Source organism: Domibacillus indicus (genome assembly GCF_000970685.1).
GTDB lineage: Bacteria > Bacillota > Bacilli > Bacillales > Domibacillaceae > Domibacillus > Domibacillus indicus.
This window is the reverse complement of sequence record NZ_LAJB01000016.1, coordinates 17,476-34,749: the sequence shown is the minus strand read 5'-3', so window position 1 is coordinate 34,749 and position 17,274 is coordinate 17,476. Positions and strand designations below refer to the sequence as shown.

Annotated in this window: 16 protein-coding genes and 1 pseudogene; 5 read left to right on the top strand and 12 right to left on the bottom strand. The window is 39.1% G+C overall.

The window, feature by feature from the left end; all coding sequences use genetic code 11:
* The first annotated feature begins 2,354 nt into the window (after positions 1–2,354).
* The 4 genes from VP98_RS15115 to VP98_RS15100 all read left to right on the top strand — a co-directional run bounded on the left by VP98_RS15115 (position 2,355) and on the right by VP98_RS15100 (position 5,923).
* Complete coding sequence (locus tag VP98_RS15115) at positions 2,355–2,849, top strand: ribbon-helix-helix protein, CopG family (protein ID WP_046176241.1); 495 nt, start codon at positions 2,355–2,357, stop codon at positions 2,847–2,849.
* A 393-nt stretch (positions 2,850–3,242) separates the two neighbouring features.
* A complete protein-coding gene (locus VP98_RS15110) occupies positions 3,243–3,851 on the top strand; it encodes an RsfA family transcriptional regulator (RefSeq protein ID WP_046176240.1) in 609 nt (202 codons plus the stop codon).
* Positions 3,852–4,217: 366 nt separating this feature from the next.
* On the top strand, positions 4,218–5,033 hold the full coding sequence (locus tag VP98_RS15105; RefSeq protein WP_046176239.1) for a hypothetical protein: 816 nt from the start codon (positions 4,218–4,220) through the stop codon (positions 5,031–5,033).
* A 50-nt stretch (positions 5,034–5,083) separates the two neighbouring features.
* Entirely contained in the window at positions 5,084–5,923 is an 840-nt protein-coding gene (locus tag VP98_RS15100) for a hypothetical protein (RefSeq protein ID WP_046176238.1), read from the top strand.
* A gap of 88 nt (positions 5,924–6,011) precedes the next feature.
* On the opposite strand, the gene VP98_RS15095 is transcribed toward VP98_RS15100, so the two are convergent.
* The 3 genes from VP98_RS15095 to VP98_RS15085 form a co-directional block, all read right to left on the bottom strand.
* Entirely contained in the window at positions 6,012–6,608 is a 597-nt protein-coding gene (locus tag VP98_RS15095; RefSeq protein ID WP_046176237.1) for a hypothetical protein, read from the bottom strand.
* 41 nt (positions 6,609–6,649) lie between these two features.
* Positions 6,650–7,093: a hypothetical protein gene (locus VP98_RS15090; protein ID WP_156151410.1), complete on the bottom strand. Its 444-nt coding sequence runs from the start codon at positions 7,091–7,093 to the stop codon at positions 6,650–6,652.
* A 715-nt stretch (positions 7,094–7,808) separates the two neighbouring features.
* Positions 7,809–8,243 (bottom strand): beta/alpha barrel domain-containing protein, encoded by a 435-nt coding sequence (locus VP98_RS15085; protein WP_269431508.1) that lies wholly within the window; start codon positions 8,241–8,243, stop codon positions 7,809–7,811.
* Between the two features lie 449 nt (positions 8,244–8,692).
* On the opposite strand from VP98_RS15085, the gene VP98_RS15075 reads away from it, so the two are divergent.
* Entirely contained in the window at positions 8,693–9,391 is a 699-nt protein-coding gene (locus VP98_RS15075; protein WP_046176233.1) for a hypothetical protein, read from the top strand.
* A 117-nt stretch (positions 9,392–9,508) separates the two neighbouring features.
* Here VP98_RS15075 and VP98_RS15070 read toward each other — a convergent pair whose 3' ends face one another.
* The 9 genes and pseudogenes from VP98_RS15070 to VP98_RS15030 all read right to left on the bottom strand — a co-directional run bounded on the left by VP98_RS15070 (position 9,509) and on the right by VP98_RS15030 (position 16,993).
* Positions 9,509–10,237: a Fic family protein gene (locus VP98_RS15070; protein WP_046176232.1), complete on the bottom strand. Its 729-nt coding sequence runs from the start codon at positions 10,235–10,237 to the stop codon at positions 9,509–9,511.
* A gap of 238 nt (positions 10,238–10,475) precedes the next feature.
* Positions 10,476–10,709, bottom strand: coding sequence for an AbrB/MazE/SpoVT family DNA-binding domain-containing protein (locus tag VP98_RS15065; protein ID WP_269431509.1), 234 nt, complete (start codon positions 10,707–10,709; stop codon positions 10,476–10,478).
* Between the two features lie 199 nt (positions 10,710–10,908).
* A complete protein-coding gene (locus tag VP98_RS15060) occupies positions 10,909–11,754 on the bottom strand; it encodes an ArdC family protein (protein WP_046176230.1) in 846 nt (281 codons plus the stop codon).
* A 105-nt stretch (positions 11,755–11,859) separates the two neighbouring features.
* Positions 11,860–12,507 carry a JAB domain-containing protein gene (locus VP98_RS15055; protein ID WP_231584193.1) on the bottom strand — a complete coding sequence of 216 codons (648 nt, stop codon included), beginning with the start codon at positions 12,505–12,507 and terminating at the stop codon, positions 11,860–11,862.
* Positions 12,508–12,618: 111 nt separating this feature from the next.
* Positions 12,619–12,984: a hypothetical protein gene (locus tag VP98_RS15050; protein ID WP_046176229.1), complete on the bottom strand. Its 366-nt coding sequence runs from the start codon at positions 12,982–12,984 to the stop codon at positions 12,619–12,621.
* A gap of 236 nt (positions 12,985–13,220) precedes the next feature.
* Positions 13,221–13,892 (bottom strand): hypothetical protein, encoded by a 672-nt coding sequence (locus VP98_RS15045; RefSeq protein WP_046176228.1) that lies wholly within the window; start codon positions 13,890–13,892, stop codon positions 13,221–13,223.
* Positions 13,861–14,211: a hypothetical protein gene (locus VP98_RS15040; protein WP_046176227.1), complete on the bottom strand. Its 351-nt coding sequence runs from the start codon at positions 14,209–14,211 to the stop codon at positions 13,861–13,863. The genes VP98_RS15045 and VP98_RS15040 overlap by 32 nt, the downstream gene beginning before the upstream one ends.
* The gene (locus VP98_RS15035) at positions 14,208–15,329 is read right to left on the bottom strand and encodes a recombinase RecT (RefSeq protein WP_046176226.1); all 1,122 of its coding nucleotides are present in this window, start codon (positions 15,327–15,329) and stop codon (positions 14,208–14,210) included. Before VP98_RS15035 ends, VP98_RS15040 begins: the two co-directional genes overlap by 4 nt.
* Before the next feature lie 512 nt (positions 15,330–15,841).
* Positions 15,842–16,993: pseudogene (locus VP98_RS15030) on the bottom strand (IS3 family transposase).
* Positions 16,994–17,274: the final 281 nt, after the last annotated feature.

The following is a 17,274-nucleotide window of genomic DNA, read 5'->3' as shown; positions in this document are numbered from 1 at the left end:
AGTTGTCCCCCCTTTTTTCGAAAATTTGTAAATTACTACAGAGAAAATGGAGAATAAGGTCTAACTTCTCGCACAGCCGGGACATTAAGGATCGCGGCTTCAGGCATCAAATACTCCTTCTGAGGAACACAAATAAGACAGTTGAGCTGTATGAACACTTTGTGCGGCTGTTTAAACAGTATTGGGATGGACAGCTGGTGCGCCAGATCCACTTTTACAGCTTGCCACACATGAACAAATGGATTTAATACCTGACCATTTTAGAAAAAAGCAATTTTTCATGCGTAAAGTCTGATGAAGGGCCATATGTATCTTCAACGAGCCGGGCATAAAGGCGCTTCTTCCTAATCTCCGATAAAATTTGAAGAGTTATTAAGCAGTATGCATTGAAAGCTGCTAGGAGTGCCATTCTTTTTATTTCAGTTTGGTTTTATAAATGCAGTATGGATGGTTAACAGGAACAGGGATATGAAAAAAGAGGAGATCATACATCATTTTACCAAATTATGTATTATGATAAAAATAACTGTCTAAAAAACAAAATATTTCTTATGTTTTTCAAATCATTTTTAAAGGAGAGGTCATCATGTCTAAAGTATTAAAATCAAAAAAAAGATATTGAACAATTTCTAATGGATTTTCCTCAGATTGCTTTTTACGATGAACAAGGAAACAAAAATTACTTTGTTTTGAAGACAGGCAGCGGAACGGGCAGTGGACGCTGATGTTCAATCAACACACCAGGACGTGGACCATCCATGGAGTGGGTGCAGCCTATTGCGACACAGATGAACAGCTGCTGGAACCAATAGAAATGATTTAGTTTATTTGGAAGAATCACAGCTGCGTCAAAATACAGAATCGGATCATAAAACAGCCTGATACACAAAAAAGCATTCTTGAATCATTTCACTTACCTGTGTATTCGCTTTTTTCTTCTGTTGTATTCGCCCTAACTGTGCTTGTATACAGAAAGCTTCGCTTGTCTTCGAATGTATGATAAACGAATATAAAAAGAAGAATGAAAAGGCGATAACCTGAACTGCTTGAGCCAACTCGCAAGAAACAAAAAAAGAAATAATCTTCAACGTTCTTGACTGCCCGCCTTATAAACAGCCTGTGCAATAATTTTACCACCTTAGGCCAAGCCCATTTATCCTCTTGCGGATCTTGAAATTACTGTTAATTTAAAAGCGACAAAAGAGCTTGCAGCATAGCATACATAAGTGAATACGCCAAAGAAGAAGATGTAGTCGTATTGAATACAAAAACTGCTATCAAACATACAGTCAAAGCAAAGGTGCTACAAAACGATTCACCATCAAACAATGGGAAGTGGACAGGGATCTGCCGTGTACCCGGTTCATAATCCAGTGCCGCCAACTTTTCAAGGTGCGAAGAAAGCATATATACCATTACAGACTTTCCGATCGGGAAAGCTCACTCCTTTAGAAGTGGGATGAGAGCAAGTTTGAAACAGGTATGTCTTTCAACAAGTCATAAAAAAGATGAAATGGTATATAGTAAAATGTTACCTTTTTTGGTCATTTTTATTTGTTTAGCAGTCCTTTTATGTCTTATTCAAGTCCCTTAAATTTAACGTGTCTGACCAATAAGGAAAATAAGGATGATCGACAAAGAGATGAACCGGTTTGCCAAGCCCATTTTGCGTTTCCATTTTTTGATAAACAGTCACTATTATTCTTTCCCTGCGAAGATGAGAAAGCAGGTTTCTAAAAGTCTTCTCAGAAATATTATTTCGATCAGCAAAATCACTTCGCTTGATGTAAAAGAAACCGCGCTAAGCAGCCACTCTACACATTCTCTCTATGGCATTGCGTGTACCTTCTTTTAGCCGCACATAAGTGTCTTCCCCATACGTGTTTTTTATCCCTTTTACTAGATTTTGTTTAATTTTATTTAACTCCTTTTCATCCTTGGTATAGACTGAATAACTCGTCATATGCTTAAACTCGCTTGAATTTATCGTCTTATTTATGCTCATGGTTTTGCCTCCTTATAAGAAAGACCATTGCCTAGGTATAAAAAGAAATCCAGTTTCACTTTCTATTTGTCCGCCCTAAGTCATTCACAACCTATTTTCACTTTCAGGTAACTTGTCAGATACCATTCCATACATATTGTAAAAGGTTTCGAATTCACAATTAAACGATACTTTATTTAATACTACACGTCTAACCAAACACAGAGTTTGTTCAGTGCCAATTTTAGTCCTAATTGATGTTCAATGATGATGATGTATTTGCTAGTGATTATTTTCGCATACATAAACGATTAGCTACCTTCATATGTATACAGTAAGTATACAAAATGGAAAAGGGTGAGGTAATAAAATGAGTTATTTGGAAAAATTCGCAAGAAACAAAAGAAGAAAAGAGCCTTCCACGGTCCTGACTGCCCGTCTTCCAGAAAGCCTTTATGAGCAATTTAAAGAGCACTGTGATGAGTTAGGTCTTTCTATTAGCGAAGCCATTTACCTTCTTGTTCAGCGGGAAATAACCGAAAATATGAAGTTTACAGAAGGTTCTCCCGAATACAATGATGAATATATGAAAAACAATCATGCGGTTGTAAAAAACACAGACCCTATCATAAAGCATACAGGTAGAGGAACCGTGAATACAAAGCGATTCACCGTAAAACAGTGGGAGGTTGAGGGAGAACTGCCATGTCCGATTTGCGGTTCTTGGGTCGGCTCCAGTAACTTTGCAAGGCACGCCAGACAGCATAATGCAACGACTAAGGAGATCTTTACAAATGAAGAATACCTCCAAGAAGTTCGTGATATGATGCAGCAAAAAAAATCCCTGGTTGCTGAAGGTGTGTAACCTGCCTGGAGTGAAAGTTTATGCATCTGATTTCTCTTCGCTTCTACCACAAATAATGTTAGTAGAATCTCTCTGTATTTATTATCTTTGATAATCTCGTTAACAAGGCTATCTGGAGGAAGGAATCGGCTTTGCTTTATAGCTGGGCTGTTCCTTTTTTCTTTTGCTTTTTAAAAGGGCTTTTATGGAGTGACGGTGAATGATAGGTAGCTATTATGAGCGACAATCAATGCCTATTCAGAATCGCTAAACCACCTTTTTACTTTCTTTTAATAATATGAAGTTAACCAGAATATAAATAGTATGCATCACACTTTTTACTCTTTTGTATAAAAGAGAGAGGTAGAGGTTATGTTATAGAAAGCTAAACTAAATACAGGGAGTGATTTTTAGATGAAAGTAAGACAGGATGCCTGGTCAGAGGAAAATGATTTGTTACTTGCGGAAACAGTACTGCGGCATGTTCGGGAGGGTAGTACACAGTTGAAAGCATTCGAAGAAGTAGGAGACAGCCTTGATCGAACGTCAGCAGCATGCGGCTTCCGCTGGAATGCCGTTATACGAAAACAGTATGAGCAGGCACTTAGGCTGGCCCGCAAACATCGAAAGCAGTCGTTCCGCCTTCTTCAAAACAAAGAAAAACCAAAAGAGCTGCATATTCTGTTAAAAAGTAATGAGCTATCAAAAAATACGAATGAAGATACTGGAAAAGAAAACCTCACAATGAGCAGCATAATTGCCTTCTTGGAAAACCTTCATACGTCTAGCCAGGATGTTGAAAGTCTTCAAAAAGAACTGGAAGCTGTCAAACATGCGAAAACAGATTTGGAAGTAAAATATGAAGAACTTGAAAAAAGAACGCTTACCATTGAGCAAGACTATAAAGCACTAGTGAAAATTATGGACCGAGCAAGAAAAATGGTGATATTCGGCGGGGAAGAAGAGAAAAGAAGTTCCTTCAAGATGGACCGGAACGGAAACTTAGAGAAAATTGCAGAATAAGAAAGCGCAGCTTTCCTAGTTGCGCTTTTTTTATAGAAAATAATTTTTAAAACTCTACTACATTTTCGGCGTGTATATAACTGCAGACGAGCAATACCAGCGGTAAAACTATAACCTGCTTTGTTACAAGACGCTCTTTAGAGACATTTATCGGAAAGGCAGTTTTTCAATTAGTCAAAAACAAACAAACTTTGCGCCAAATCAAATTTTGGCGTAACTTTATCAAGAAAATTTAAAATTATTTGCCTTAAGAAAACCATTTAAAAAGCAAAGATTGTGAAGTTAATGGTAATAAAGTATACTAGTCATTGTCTCGTCCAACCAAATAAGGGCATTTTTAACTTTGAAGAAAAAGGAGAATAAATTTTGCTAAAGAGATATGATCCCGCAAACCCAGAACTACTAAAATCTGCTGTGTGTTTCGCAGATATTTTAGGCTTCTCTCAATTAGTCCTTGAAGCTCAAGCACAGGGAAAAGGAAATGCCCTTTTAAAGCAACTTCACCGTATTTTGACGACTGAATATAAAAAGCTAAAACCCGACAAGGATTACGTAGGAATCCTTAAATCATTTACAGATAATATTGTAATTGGTTTTCCTATATATGACGATGGAGAGTCACAATTAGGCAGCATTTTTTTAGGGTTTGCTGATTTCCAAACTGCCTTATCTTTAAATGGTTTTTTTGTCCGTGGAGGCGTGTCAATTGGTGACTACTATGGTGATGATGAATTTGCCTATGGACCATCAATCATTGAAGCACATGATTTAGAAGCAAATAGAGCAATTCATCCACGAATAATATTAAGCGCTGATGCAGTGCGAATGGTTAAATCTCATTTACAATACTATGCAGATCCCCGCCATTCACCCCAATCTAAAGATGTTTTAATTGATTCTACAGATGGAGAATGGTTTATAAATTACCTGGAATCTTTTATGTCTGACGTTCGGGATTATGGTGATTACGCTATAGCGCTATCTGGATTAAGTAAACATAAAAAAGCTATAACAGACAATTTGGCAAAATATCAAGGTAATCAACGAATTTTTTCTAAATATCAATGGGCTGCAGAGTATCATAACTACTTTTGTAATTTTAACTTTAAATCACAGTTTTTAAGAACTCACAATCTTTTAATACCACAACACACAAATGGTAATTTTTCAACAATAGCATAATATATCAATAGAGTATGCCAAGGAAATCCCTTCCTTGGTTTTTTTAAAATATGAATTATAAACTTATCAAACCAATTAAGTATCATTATATTTCCAAAGTCTGGGTTTCCATTATAGAAAAGAGGTCGGTCCTGATAGCAAGTGTAAAAAAATACTTAGAAGAACATCCTAATTTTAGCGCAATTATGTGGACTATCATTTTTTTATTGGGTATTCCCTCTATCAGCTTTTTAATTTATAACCTTTTAAAATATCTTAACCTTATTAGTGGATTTTTAGTTTTTTTATTAATTGTTCTTTTAGCAAGCTTTCTTTTAGAGATGATAAGAATTTCACTTTACACTACATTGACACATGCCTTTGCAGTTCTTGGAAGTGCATTTATTAGTATTGCTCAGCTCATGTTTTGGATCGTATGGTCTTTGATAGCAGCACAATGGCTAATTACAGTATTTTTTGGTAATAAGCAGACAAACACATTAGCTCAGCTTTCTTTATTAGCCGTTTCCTCAGTGATCTGTATGGTTATCTATATCATAGTTATTCAAATTGTACTTAGAACTCTGATGAAAAAAGTATATTTTCGTTTTAATAATATTCTAAATAATCGTACAGACCAAGGACCAATAAAGTATTTATTAGATCCGAAAACGCGTGGCTCTAAAGAAATATCTGATCTTCAAAAAGCGCGATCATTGCTTGAAAAAATAGCCACCTTTACTTTGTTTTTCTATGCGATTTTATCTGGGTTAGTAAACACTAAAATCAAAAATATTGTAGATGTAATAAGTGATCCTTATGCCCTTCATGTATTTGTTCTTTCCTTAGCTATTTATTCATACACTGCAATTTTTAATATTCCTGGTTTAGATAATGATCATAACGAATGATAAGTAAGATCAATAAAATTTTAATTTAGACTAAATCTTAGTCTTGGTATCTAATAAAGCAAAATATTTATACTACTTGTGTATTTTATTATTTAAAGGAAGGAGGCAGAGAAGGGACCTTAGTCTTTAAATATGTATCCCAATACCAAAATAAGTAATTGGGTTTCAGTGATGAAAATTGGACGATTTTTGCTTTTCTTCTCTCATGATAGGTAGTATCGCTTTCAGATATACCGAATACCTCAAGAATTGTTTTAGGATACGTATCTATAAAAAGGCCATCTGGAATGAAACCATTCCATCGGTGGTCAACATCTTTATGAAAGGGACGAGTTACTCGGCGCTGGTGTGTAGAAAGATGATTATAGAGTATTCTTTCATAAGTACTTTCTACAGGTGCCCCATAGTTACTAATTGGAACCAATGCAAAACTAGTAAACTCAGGCATAGCATTATATCCATCTCTTGTAACGAATCCGCCCGCGAAATATGGACCAGAAACCTTGTTCACCATTTCAAAAGCACGATCAAACCACATGGATTGAACTTGGATTTGACATTCGCGATTTTTCTCTGGATTTAATAGAGTCAGCAAAACTTTATCATCTTGCCGATCAATACCATCCGTATCTAAATAGAGGATAGTAAACGCTGCACTCTGAAAACTATGCTTCTTTTCAATCATATAAACCTGTCCCGGGGAAGCACCCTGATACAGCAAGTGATCTAAACGTATATTTTTGTTTTTATATTTTTTAAAACAAAACGGATTAGTTGTTTGTATACAGTACTTGCATTGTATGATGGATAATTTGTTTTCCCACTATAAATAATTGAGTTATTCCAAGCTTCAGTTACTATACGCTTTAGAAGCCGATTCATTGTGACTTTCTTTGTTGAAATACTTAAACTTGCATCACTGTTATTATAATTGCTAGGTTTATTTATATTATTAGTTTTTAAACGATTATTCTTTTGATTGAGACTTTTATAATCTAAACTATCCATTTTCAAATCAATTGTTCCATCTTCCTTCTCCTGAAAACCATTTGTTGAACTGCCACCCATAGATAGTGACGTCTCTCTTCTAAAGTAACAATCTGAATTATGTGTTTCTGCTTCACCAGGGAATGATTGTATAAAATATGTATCTGTTTCTTCTCGAAACACAATTTCATTCTTACTTTTGGCTCAGAGCACCCACATCCTACACGTAGTTGTTTTGCCCGGTACTGTTCTCGAAGAGGCTGAAGTACCTTTTTTTTCTCAATCGAGCTTGCAGAAGCAAAAAATCATGTGCTAGATATTGTGACGATCCATCTATAAATTCCACCTTAAAAAAACCTTCCATATAAAATCATCCTCTATATAAAAAATAATAAGCGACTGTACCACAATCAAAGCAATTACTTCAAATTTTTATTTCATTATAATACCAAATTATTCAACCTTATAAACTTTTCGCAAAATGAAAATTTGGCGCAAAGTTTATTTCTAATTAATCTATATATTGAGTGTCCGCTTCCTCTAAATATCATCGTTTTCATTTAGAAATAAGCTTTGTAGTTAATCATATTTAATTATTCCAATTTTTATTAACTACAGCTATCTTTTCTAACCAGGACTGACAAATATGGAATACCTGTAAGAAAGCCCTGTTTTATGATATCCATTAATACGGACTCTAACATAACTTTTTCCTGAATTCTGCTGCTCAGCTCAAGGCACCTATTAGTACAATCGGCAAACCTTTTCTGGTTTTTTATTAGTAGGTGGTTTATTATATTGTTTATATTTGAATTCTGCATATAGTGATTATTGTTGTTTTTGATTTAGATTGGCCGCTTAAACATTATTTCTTTAATGAGGTTCTTAAATGCCTTACTTAAAAAGTGCTTATCACAAAAGTATACCTAATCAAATTTCCACCTATGATTATCTGTTCGCAGGTGGAAATTTGAAAGCATGATATATCTTTCATAAGCGTTTTATCCGAGGTTTTTTGTTTTTCTGATTTGGGGCTGAATGAAGAACATAGCCCCATCTGAAGCATGTAACTGCTTTTCTGATTTGTTTTTCTAAGCATGTGGTGGACTTCCTTCGCCACAGCAATGATTTTTTTTAGATCTATACCGGTTTCTATACTCATTTTCTCAAATCCGTGTACAAGACCTTCTGTCGCAATGTTACCGGTTGCCCCTAGTGCATACGGACAGCCGCCAAACACTGCAACGGAGCTGTCAAAGTGAATCACTACTCCCTGCTGCAAGGCCGCAACTGCATTAGCAAAGGCCATGCCGCACGTGTCATGAAGGTGCATGGAAGTTGTTTATCAAGAAGTTACTGCAGCTCATTATTAAAAGAATCCAGAAAAGCAGATAAGCGGTTGACTCTTCTCTTAATAACCTAACAAAAGTGTATATTTATATAAGTACACCTATATAAAAGTATACCTATACAAACATACACTTTTGCATAGGTATACTTTTGCTTATTATTGATTGCCTCTTATATAAATTTAATTTATTCATTAACCATTTTGTAATACTTAAGAACAAATCGGAGGTGTTTTTCTATGAGGACCAACTTGATGTATAGAAGTCAGTTGCTTTTCCTTTCAACAAACTCCCCAATATTTATTATTTATATTAAAGAAATATTAAGAATACAGAAAATTATGGAAATGAGGGCACTTAGATGGTACTATTCAGAGGTTGCAGCGTATTGGAAAAAACTGTTTCTCCAAAAAGATCAAAGGAGGCTTTTTTTATGTTGAATAAGCATTCAGATTGGAGTTCTGACATTGCACAAAAAAAGTACCTGGATGAGGAATATTTTGATCAGAACTACAGACAGTCTATAGCCGTATTTGTATCTGAATACCAGCAGCATAACCTAACTGATCATACGTCAGGCGTGATTAAAGAGTCTTTAACAAAAGCAACAACAACACTTGGGGCATCTGAATACTTTGAAAAGCGATTTTTCAATGATGTCTTAAAAGACCTCCGTCCTATCACTCGGAAAAGAAAATTTGTTCAGGAAACGTTTGCGCTGCAGTTCACTGGAGAATCTCAAGACTTTAAGGATAGACTGGCTGTTTTGTACAAGCCCTTTACCAAATATATAGCGGAAGCAGCCGCTCAGCTTAGCCATTATGAACCCGTCATAGAATGTGTATCCGCAGTGTTTGAGGATGCCAAGGAAAATGCAGTTGCAGGGACGGTTCATAAAGTATTAATTGCGGCTAATAAAGGTGATGATTTGGACAAAGACCATGAACAAGCAGCAGCAGAATACAAGTTTAATGAGCCGGACATTATTGCGGTTGAGCTTTCCTATTATATTGAATTATTAGACACATCAGCAGCAGGCAGCATAAGCAAACAAAAGCGGCGAGATTTCCTAAATAAGTTCGCCAGTCATTTATATGAAGCGCGTACTTTGTTGGAGATTTTAGAAGACTGATCCTCTTTCCATCTAACATAATACAAAAAAAGCCCTGCTTTCAAAACAAAGCAGCGCTTTTTTGTCTTTTGGAACGTCATATTGTTTCTGTGCATCTGAACAGCTGTTTCCCCAAGATTAATTTACCGCAGACAAATACAAATCTAGCGTGTGATTCACTTCCTGCTCTACCAATTGGATAAAGTCTTGAAAATCGTTTGTAGTGTGCGCCTTGTCTAATGCGCTATAGTAAGCTAGGCGATTCTCCGCTTTAATGACGATTGGAGGAAATCCTGACTTCATTAAATCCAGGTTTAACAACAGCCTTGACGTGCGGCCATTCCCATCAATAAATGGGTGAATCCCGACAAAGATGGCATGCAATTTGGCAGCCCGTTCGACCGGATGAAGCTGCTGTGCTTCTCCTTCATGCCATGCAGTAAGCTGCTTCATCTTCTCTTTTAAAGAAAACGGCTCAGGCGGAGTGTGTTCTGCCCCTGAAATAAACACTTGCTGATTACGGTACACACCTGCGTACTCCTCATCAATTCCCTTTGAAACAAGACGGTGAATATTTTTAATTTGCCATTCAGACAGTGGCTCATCCTTAGTGACAATTTCCTCAACGTACTTGATGGCTTCCCGGTGATTAATGACTTCAAGATGTTCCCGTATGGTTTTGCCGCCTACCGCAATGCCTTCAAGAACGACCTTTGTTTCCTTTAATGTAAGTGTGTTTCCTTCAATTGCATTGGAATGATATATCCATTCAAGCAGCAATTTTTCTTTTAAGCTCTTTAGTGTATAAGCAGGCAAAGGGCTTTTCGCATCTAACTGTTGCTTTTTTTCGTTAATTGCTTGAAACACCACAGCCGCCTCCTCTCTACTTTCATTCTATCTCATTGTGTGAAACGTATGTTTATTAGTCAGTATATACAGGGTTGTACGAGGCACATTTCTGTCTTTTAAGGACGAATATTTAGGAACAACAAAAGTGTATATGAGCAAAAGTATACTTTTGCTCATATACACTTTTGACTAAGTATACTTATCAACAACTTTATGAAAGTCTTCTATTGATTTGATCGACTGTTTGGCCTTTTGATTACCTATCAGCCAGATTGCGAAGCGTGTTATCGTACTGATTAAACATCTCTTTCATTCCCTCAAGGAAATCTTGATCGATATCGTTATCAAACCCTTCTATATTGACAGGCGGCCGCTTTTTAAAGATCACTTTTCTATTTTCGCTGAGATTGAATACAACAGATTCCCCTTGTTTTACTTTTAAATGCTCCACTACTTCCTGTGGCAACGTAACACCTAAGCTGTTTCCGATCTTAATGATTTACCGTTCCACTTCTTTCACCACCGTTTATATTTTATTCTTCACCTCTAATTAGAGATCAAAAACTGAATTAATAAGTTATATACCACTACTGTTATAACAATAATATATTGTTCTTGCCGCTCCGCAAGTTTAAGAATCTACAGCCAACTCGCAGAACGGCACATAACCAATTTAAAATACTTTTTCTTTATCCTTCTTTGTAAAGACCTTTTCCAAGGCCGGATTGGATATAATCTGCTGCTTTTTGAGCCTGGGCTGCCGCATAAACAATCAGCTTGGAATCTTCCTTCAATGCCCGAAGCCAGGACTGTATATAGCTGGCACTGTTTTCGATCGTCGCATTTTCAATACCTGCTACTCCGCACAGCATGGCCGCGCCGATTTCCGCAACCAGCTCTTCTTTGGAATAAACCTCATCTCCAAATGATACGCTGCTTTGAGTGATCCCTTTGCGGGCAAGCCGCTTTTGATGGCCGGTGCTGTGAATTAATTCGTGAAGCAGGACAGAATAATACTCTTCTGCTTCCCTGTAGTCTTCCAGCGGCGGCACGCTTACACGATCCAATTTGGGGAAGTAAACAGCACGTCCCGATTGATGGTGGATAACAGGTGAATCGGCGTATCCATCCACGATCTGCTGGGCCGATTCAATTGGATTATGGTCAAATGTTTCCTTATCCCGTTTGCTTTGAAGGCCCTCTGCCTGCTTGATCACATGAAACACTTTGTAATAGCGAAGAAGCGGAATCTGTTCTTTCTCGCCGGTCTCTTCATTTTCACGCTCTGTCCATTTCCAGAACACGACGATATGTCCTTTTTCACCTTTACGGACTTTGCCCCCAGCTTCCCTGATCTGCTTAAATGTTGCATATTCGCCCGGCTCCAAAAGAAGAGAATTAATGCCCCGGTACGGTTTTTGGCTCACCCAGTTGACCGTCGCACCGTTTTTCCATGGACGACGCCAGGGCACAACTCCTTTTTCCAGCTGTTCAATAATTCGGTCGGTAACCATCCGGTAAATCGTTTCGCTCATTTTAAACGCTCCTCTGTTCGAGATTTTAAAACACAAAAAGCCAAATCCGAAAATGGATTTGGCTTTTATGAAACACTCTTTGGATTTTTATAACGAGAAGGCTGTTTACAGATAGCCTTTTTCTTTCATCGAAAAGTACTTTTGCGGGCAGACCACGATATGGTCCAGCAGGTCGATCCCGATCATTTTGCCGCCTTCCGCCAGACGCCTGGTGACATCAATGTCTTCACGGCTTGGCGAAGGATCAAAGGAAGGGTGATTGTGCGAACATACAATGCTTGCAGCTGAATGCTGTATCGCAAAGCGAAAGACCTCCCTTGAATGCACGATCGATGCGTTCAGGCTTCCTTTGAAGACAGCCCGCTCGTAAATGACCTGATTTTTTGTATTTAAATACAGCACATAGAAGACTTCCTGCTTTTCATACCCGATTTTTGTGCGCAGGTAGCTGTAGGCATCTTCCGGACTGCGAACCGTAAAACGCTGCTCAGCCGATACAAAGCTCCACTTCCGGCCGACCTGAAATCCGGCCATGACCCGTTGAGCCTGCGTAAGGGTCAGCCCTTCTGCACACCATTCCCGCTCTGTCAGATCCGCCAGATCCTGAATTCCTTTAGCCGAAAGGCGGCCGCACAGCTCCGGGGTGGCTTTCGGACCGATTAAGACCGCCAGCAGATGCTGCAAGTCCACTCCCTGTCCAGAACCATACATGGAAAGAACTTCACGCGCTGTTTCAATATATGTTTTTCTCAATGTTTTATCCTTTCCATGAGTCCCCGCGCCGCAGCGGCACGAGGAATCATGCCACCGCTTTTTATGACCGGGGTGGAAGGCTTATTTTAGATATGGTATACTGTGTTTAACTTAAGATTTTTTCTGTTTAGACGAAAAGCGCTTCGTCTCTTTTTTTTGCCCAAATTGGCGCAGCACGTCTTCATTCCAGCCGATTTTCTTCAAATTCGCTGCTGAAATCGTCATCACTGCCCATGGGTTGATTCCTTCAAGCGCCAGCTGAGTGGCCATTTCTTTCAGGCCGGATTCATGAAATTCCCATGAAACCGCTGTATTGTAGTTCCATACTTTTTCGCCCGTTTCAATGGCGCCATTCTGGTCCACAAACCGTTTTAACTCCGCTTTCAGGGTCTTTAAAGAGGCTTCCATGCGCTCAATTTCCATAGCCAGCTCTGAAGCTTCCTGCCTGGACCTGATTTTCGGGACAGCCATCAGCATAACCTTCCACCATCCCCGCCTATCAGGCTTTTGCCGCTTTCCGCTGCATCTTGAAAGCAGATAAATGCCTTCTCAGCGCGTTTTTTCTTCAAGCTTAATAAGAAACAGGCCGTTTTGGGTGATTGATAAAATTTCCTGTTAATGCTTGCTAACACAATGATTCCTCCTTTGAGAGAATGCCGGCAGCATCCCATTTTTTTAGCACTCTTTTGCACACCAATCATAGCGGCTGCATATTATTCTTTCTCCATTGGTGAATAGGGATATTTCAATGGATCGCCTATATGGAGCGCCAATGCTTCCAGGCGGTTAATTTGCCTGGGCCGTTCAGAGAGAGAATAGATATCCAGCACTTCTTTCAGGAACGGTGCACCAATCTCTTTCTCCCTTTTCCCAATCGCTTCTACCGCTTTCCCATAGGTTCTGCCAGCAATGCTTATTACGAGCAGCTGATAGGCAAACCGCTTTTCATTCTGCAGAAACTGATTCCATGCTTTCCAGACGAGTTCCCTCAGTTTTTTATAGGATGGATAGTCGAACTTGCGGATACCCATCCAATCCGGTTTTTTATCCAGACCCATCATTCTACACTGGCTGCTGGTTAGTTTCTCAGCGGGATGCAGTTTGTAGGTGCTGCGGCTTTTTTTACGGTACCGGTCGATGACTTCATTTTCCGATACACCTTCCAGAAGAGCCATGAACCGGAAAACACCGCCTGACTCGCCACAATACCAGCATTTAAAAATTTGCTCCTGTGTGTTTAAGGAAAGGTAATACTTTTTCCGCTTCCTGGGCTGGTCGTCTTCGCGGCAGAACGGACACTTGGCGAGTGTCTGCTTTTTACCGAGTGACCGGGGCTGGAATGTCAGTTTATGTTCAGAAGCGACATCCAAAATATTCGGCAGCATGCCACTCATCCTCTCCTATCTGCTGTATGATGTCTGGGACCGTACCCGGCACCGGAATTTGAATCCAATGCGGCTGAAGTACAATGGATGCAGATTTTACAGTGACCTTCGTGCGCTGCTTCCACCACCGCCACATGTAATAACAAGCGACTGCTTCTTTAATACAGGTTCTCTGCTGTTTTGTACTGCCGGAAACTGAATGCGTCACAAGAAGGCCGTCTCTTTCAGGACGAACCATTGCGAGATACAGGCCGTTCTTCCGTTCAGATGGCATTGCGCATATCAGCATCTCACCGTCTGTAAATGCAGCGGTAATCATGATGCTGATCCGGCTTTTACCTGGTTCACTGATGTTAAAAAGAGATAGCCGTTTTCCTCCCGGGTATCCATAAGAAAAGGTTCTTCTTCTGGAATCTGCCGGGTCAGTTCAACCGATTGTTCTCCTTTTGCGAGAACCAGCTTCTCTTCTTTCGACCCCTGATCCACTACCTGCAGTTTGACATACGGGATGCCGCTTGGTGAGATACCGGAATTGTAGTGTTTTAGCACAAAGCCTTTTGAATCTGTTTCTTCAGAAGAGCTTGAACAGCTTTCCTCTTTTGAACTGCTTTTGGATTCTTTACCTGGCGGCGGATTTTCCGCTGTTACTTGACCATGAACGTGCTGCCCGGATGCAAGCAAATTCATTTCATGATCCTTTTGATGGTCCAGCACAGTATCTGCTTTTTCACTTTTCAACTCTGCTTCCCCGGCTGTGTGAAGGCCGCCCAGCGGAAACTGTTTTCTTAAAACCAACACTTCTGCGGCTTTAATAATCATGGCAGCGGGGAACTCATCCCAGTCAGATGAACTTTCCTTTTCACTCCTCTGTTGGGCGCATGTGTTGGCTTTCAGACATTCTTCAAAATTCACAAATACAGCACAGGGACAGAACCGCTTATGATTTATAACCGCATAAGCGCCGATAATCTTGCCCCGCTTCTGGCCAAATACATGCCGCACGTACCCTTCAGACGGAATGATTTCAAACTCATCCCTTTCTCTTACTTCTGCTGCACAAGGCGGCCCGATATAATCAGGATGCTGGGCGGCTGTACGAAGCAGTCCGTCATGCGTGGTAATAAAATCGGTACGCGTTCCCTCTCTTGTTTCGTATTTTTGAAACAGAACATCACCAAGCAGCGGATTCAGCCCGAATGTTTCGCAGACTTCCATGAAATGCCTGGCTTCTTCTTTTGTTCCGCCGTTTGGCCCAACAAGCCGGCTCCAGATCAATGACTTCTGTTCTTGAGAAAAAACGATTCCTTTTTCCATTTTGATAAACACCCTTTCCAAGAAATTTTTATATAAAAAAAGCGCACTGCTCTCTTTGAGCAAATACGCTTCTTTTAACGGGATCATGAGCATGTAAACGCAAAAAAAACCGGTTTGATTCATGCGGAATCCACCGGTTTTAAGGTCTGCTCTATAAAGGCATAGTGAAGTAAGGTCATATGCCTGCTTTTAAAAAATCCAATAATCGCTTTAGGATGGCTGAGCCACCGGCCTGCTATTTCCCTGATCTATGCAGTGCATAGTAAGAATAGCGGCAAATACTTTAGGTCGATTCTCCCTTGGCAAGAGGAAGGGTATATCGACTTTCACATTACTGTGACGAATAAGTAAAGCTATGAAATTAGAATAACAAACCTTCGGAATATTTTCAAATTCCTTCCTACCTTAATTATAAACTAGCTCGGTTTAGCGACCTCTACCCTGTCAAGATGGTGTCCTCATTCTGAGAAGGTCTGTTTCCCCTTTTAAAAATCAGTTACTCCAAGGCATTAAACACTTAAATACTCATACCCTCTGAAAAACTGTTAAATAAAAAATTTAAATTTCTTGACCGGATTTTTGACCAACAAAATCTTGGATTTGAGTCAATAATTTGGACACAAAAAAATTAAGCCTTAAGCTGCTTTTCTAATTTCATCCTCAATGGCTTGAGGTGTCTGATAACCAATACTGCTATGGATTCTGTTTCGGTTATACCAGCCTTCTATAAACTGGAATATAGCCAGATTTGCAGCTCGATAGTCTGTGTATTGCGTATGATATACTTCTTCTTTCTTTAGTATGGCGTGAAATGATTCTATACAGGCATTGTCATAAGGACAGCCTTTCTGGCTGAAAGACTGCTGAATATCGTGTTTTTGAACATACTGAGTAAACTCACTGCTGGTATATTGTAAGCCAAGATCAGTATGGAGAATTAAGCCCTTTTGGGGCTTTTGAGAAAAACAGGTGTTTTGAAGTGCTTCAATCACCAATTCTGATGTCATAGAACGAGAAAAAGAATAGCCAACGATTTTTTTCGAATGCAGATCCAATACAGAGGCCAGATAGCACCAGCCGTCTTTTAACGTAGGAATATACGTAATATCCGCCACCCATTTCTCATTGACCGTGCAGGTAGAGAAGTCTCGTTTTAAAAGATTATCCAGCTGCACAACCTTTTCTTTTGAGGGGCAGGGACGGTATTTTCTCTTGATAATCGAACGAATGGCCTGCCTTTCTCATTAGGCGCTGGACACGCTTTAGGCTTAAATAAAACCCGTTGTTTAATAAGATTTTATGAATTTTCGGAGCGCCGTAACGCGCCTTACTTTCCAGGTGAATCCGTTGGATCTCCTTCGTGAGTTCCTGGTTTTCATGTTCACGCTTTGACATCGTTTTTTCAAGGGAATCATAGTAGCTGCTTCTTGGCACGGCCAGTACTTCGCACATCTTCTGAACAGGGTATTGATCCTTGTGTTCTTCGATAAAATGGGTTAGCTCTGCTTCAGTTACTTTTTCGCGAATATGGCCATAGCCTTTTTTAGGATTTCTACCTCCTGTTTTAACCGAAGGTTTTCTTTCTGAATCTCGGCTAACTCTTTTGGTGTCAGTGCCTCTTTCTCTGAACCGATAGGGGTAAAGTCTTTCACCCATTTATAAATCGTTACTTCTGATACGCCATATTCGCTGTTTAATTCTTTAACTGAGCTGCCAGAATGATACAAATCCACAATCGTTTTCTTAAAATCAAGGTTGTATTTTTTGCCTGCAGGTTTACGTTCCAATTCGGACACATCCTCTCAAAAATAATTGTAAGGACTTAATTAAACTGTGTCCATGAAACTATACTAACTCCACATCTACGAAGTAGATGAGATGGGTTTCGCCCAATTAATATTTTATTAATCTTCTTTTTTTACCGAGAGAACTCCATACTCTTATTAAAAATAAAAAAAAGAAAATAATCCAAAACATCATTAATACTAAGAAATTTGAATTTTTTCTATGACAACGTAACTTAACAGATAACCAATGACTCCGCTTATTAAGTTACTTTCTAGACTTC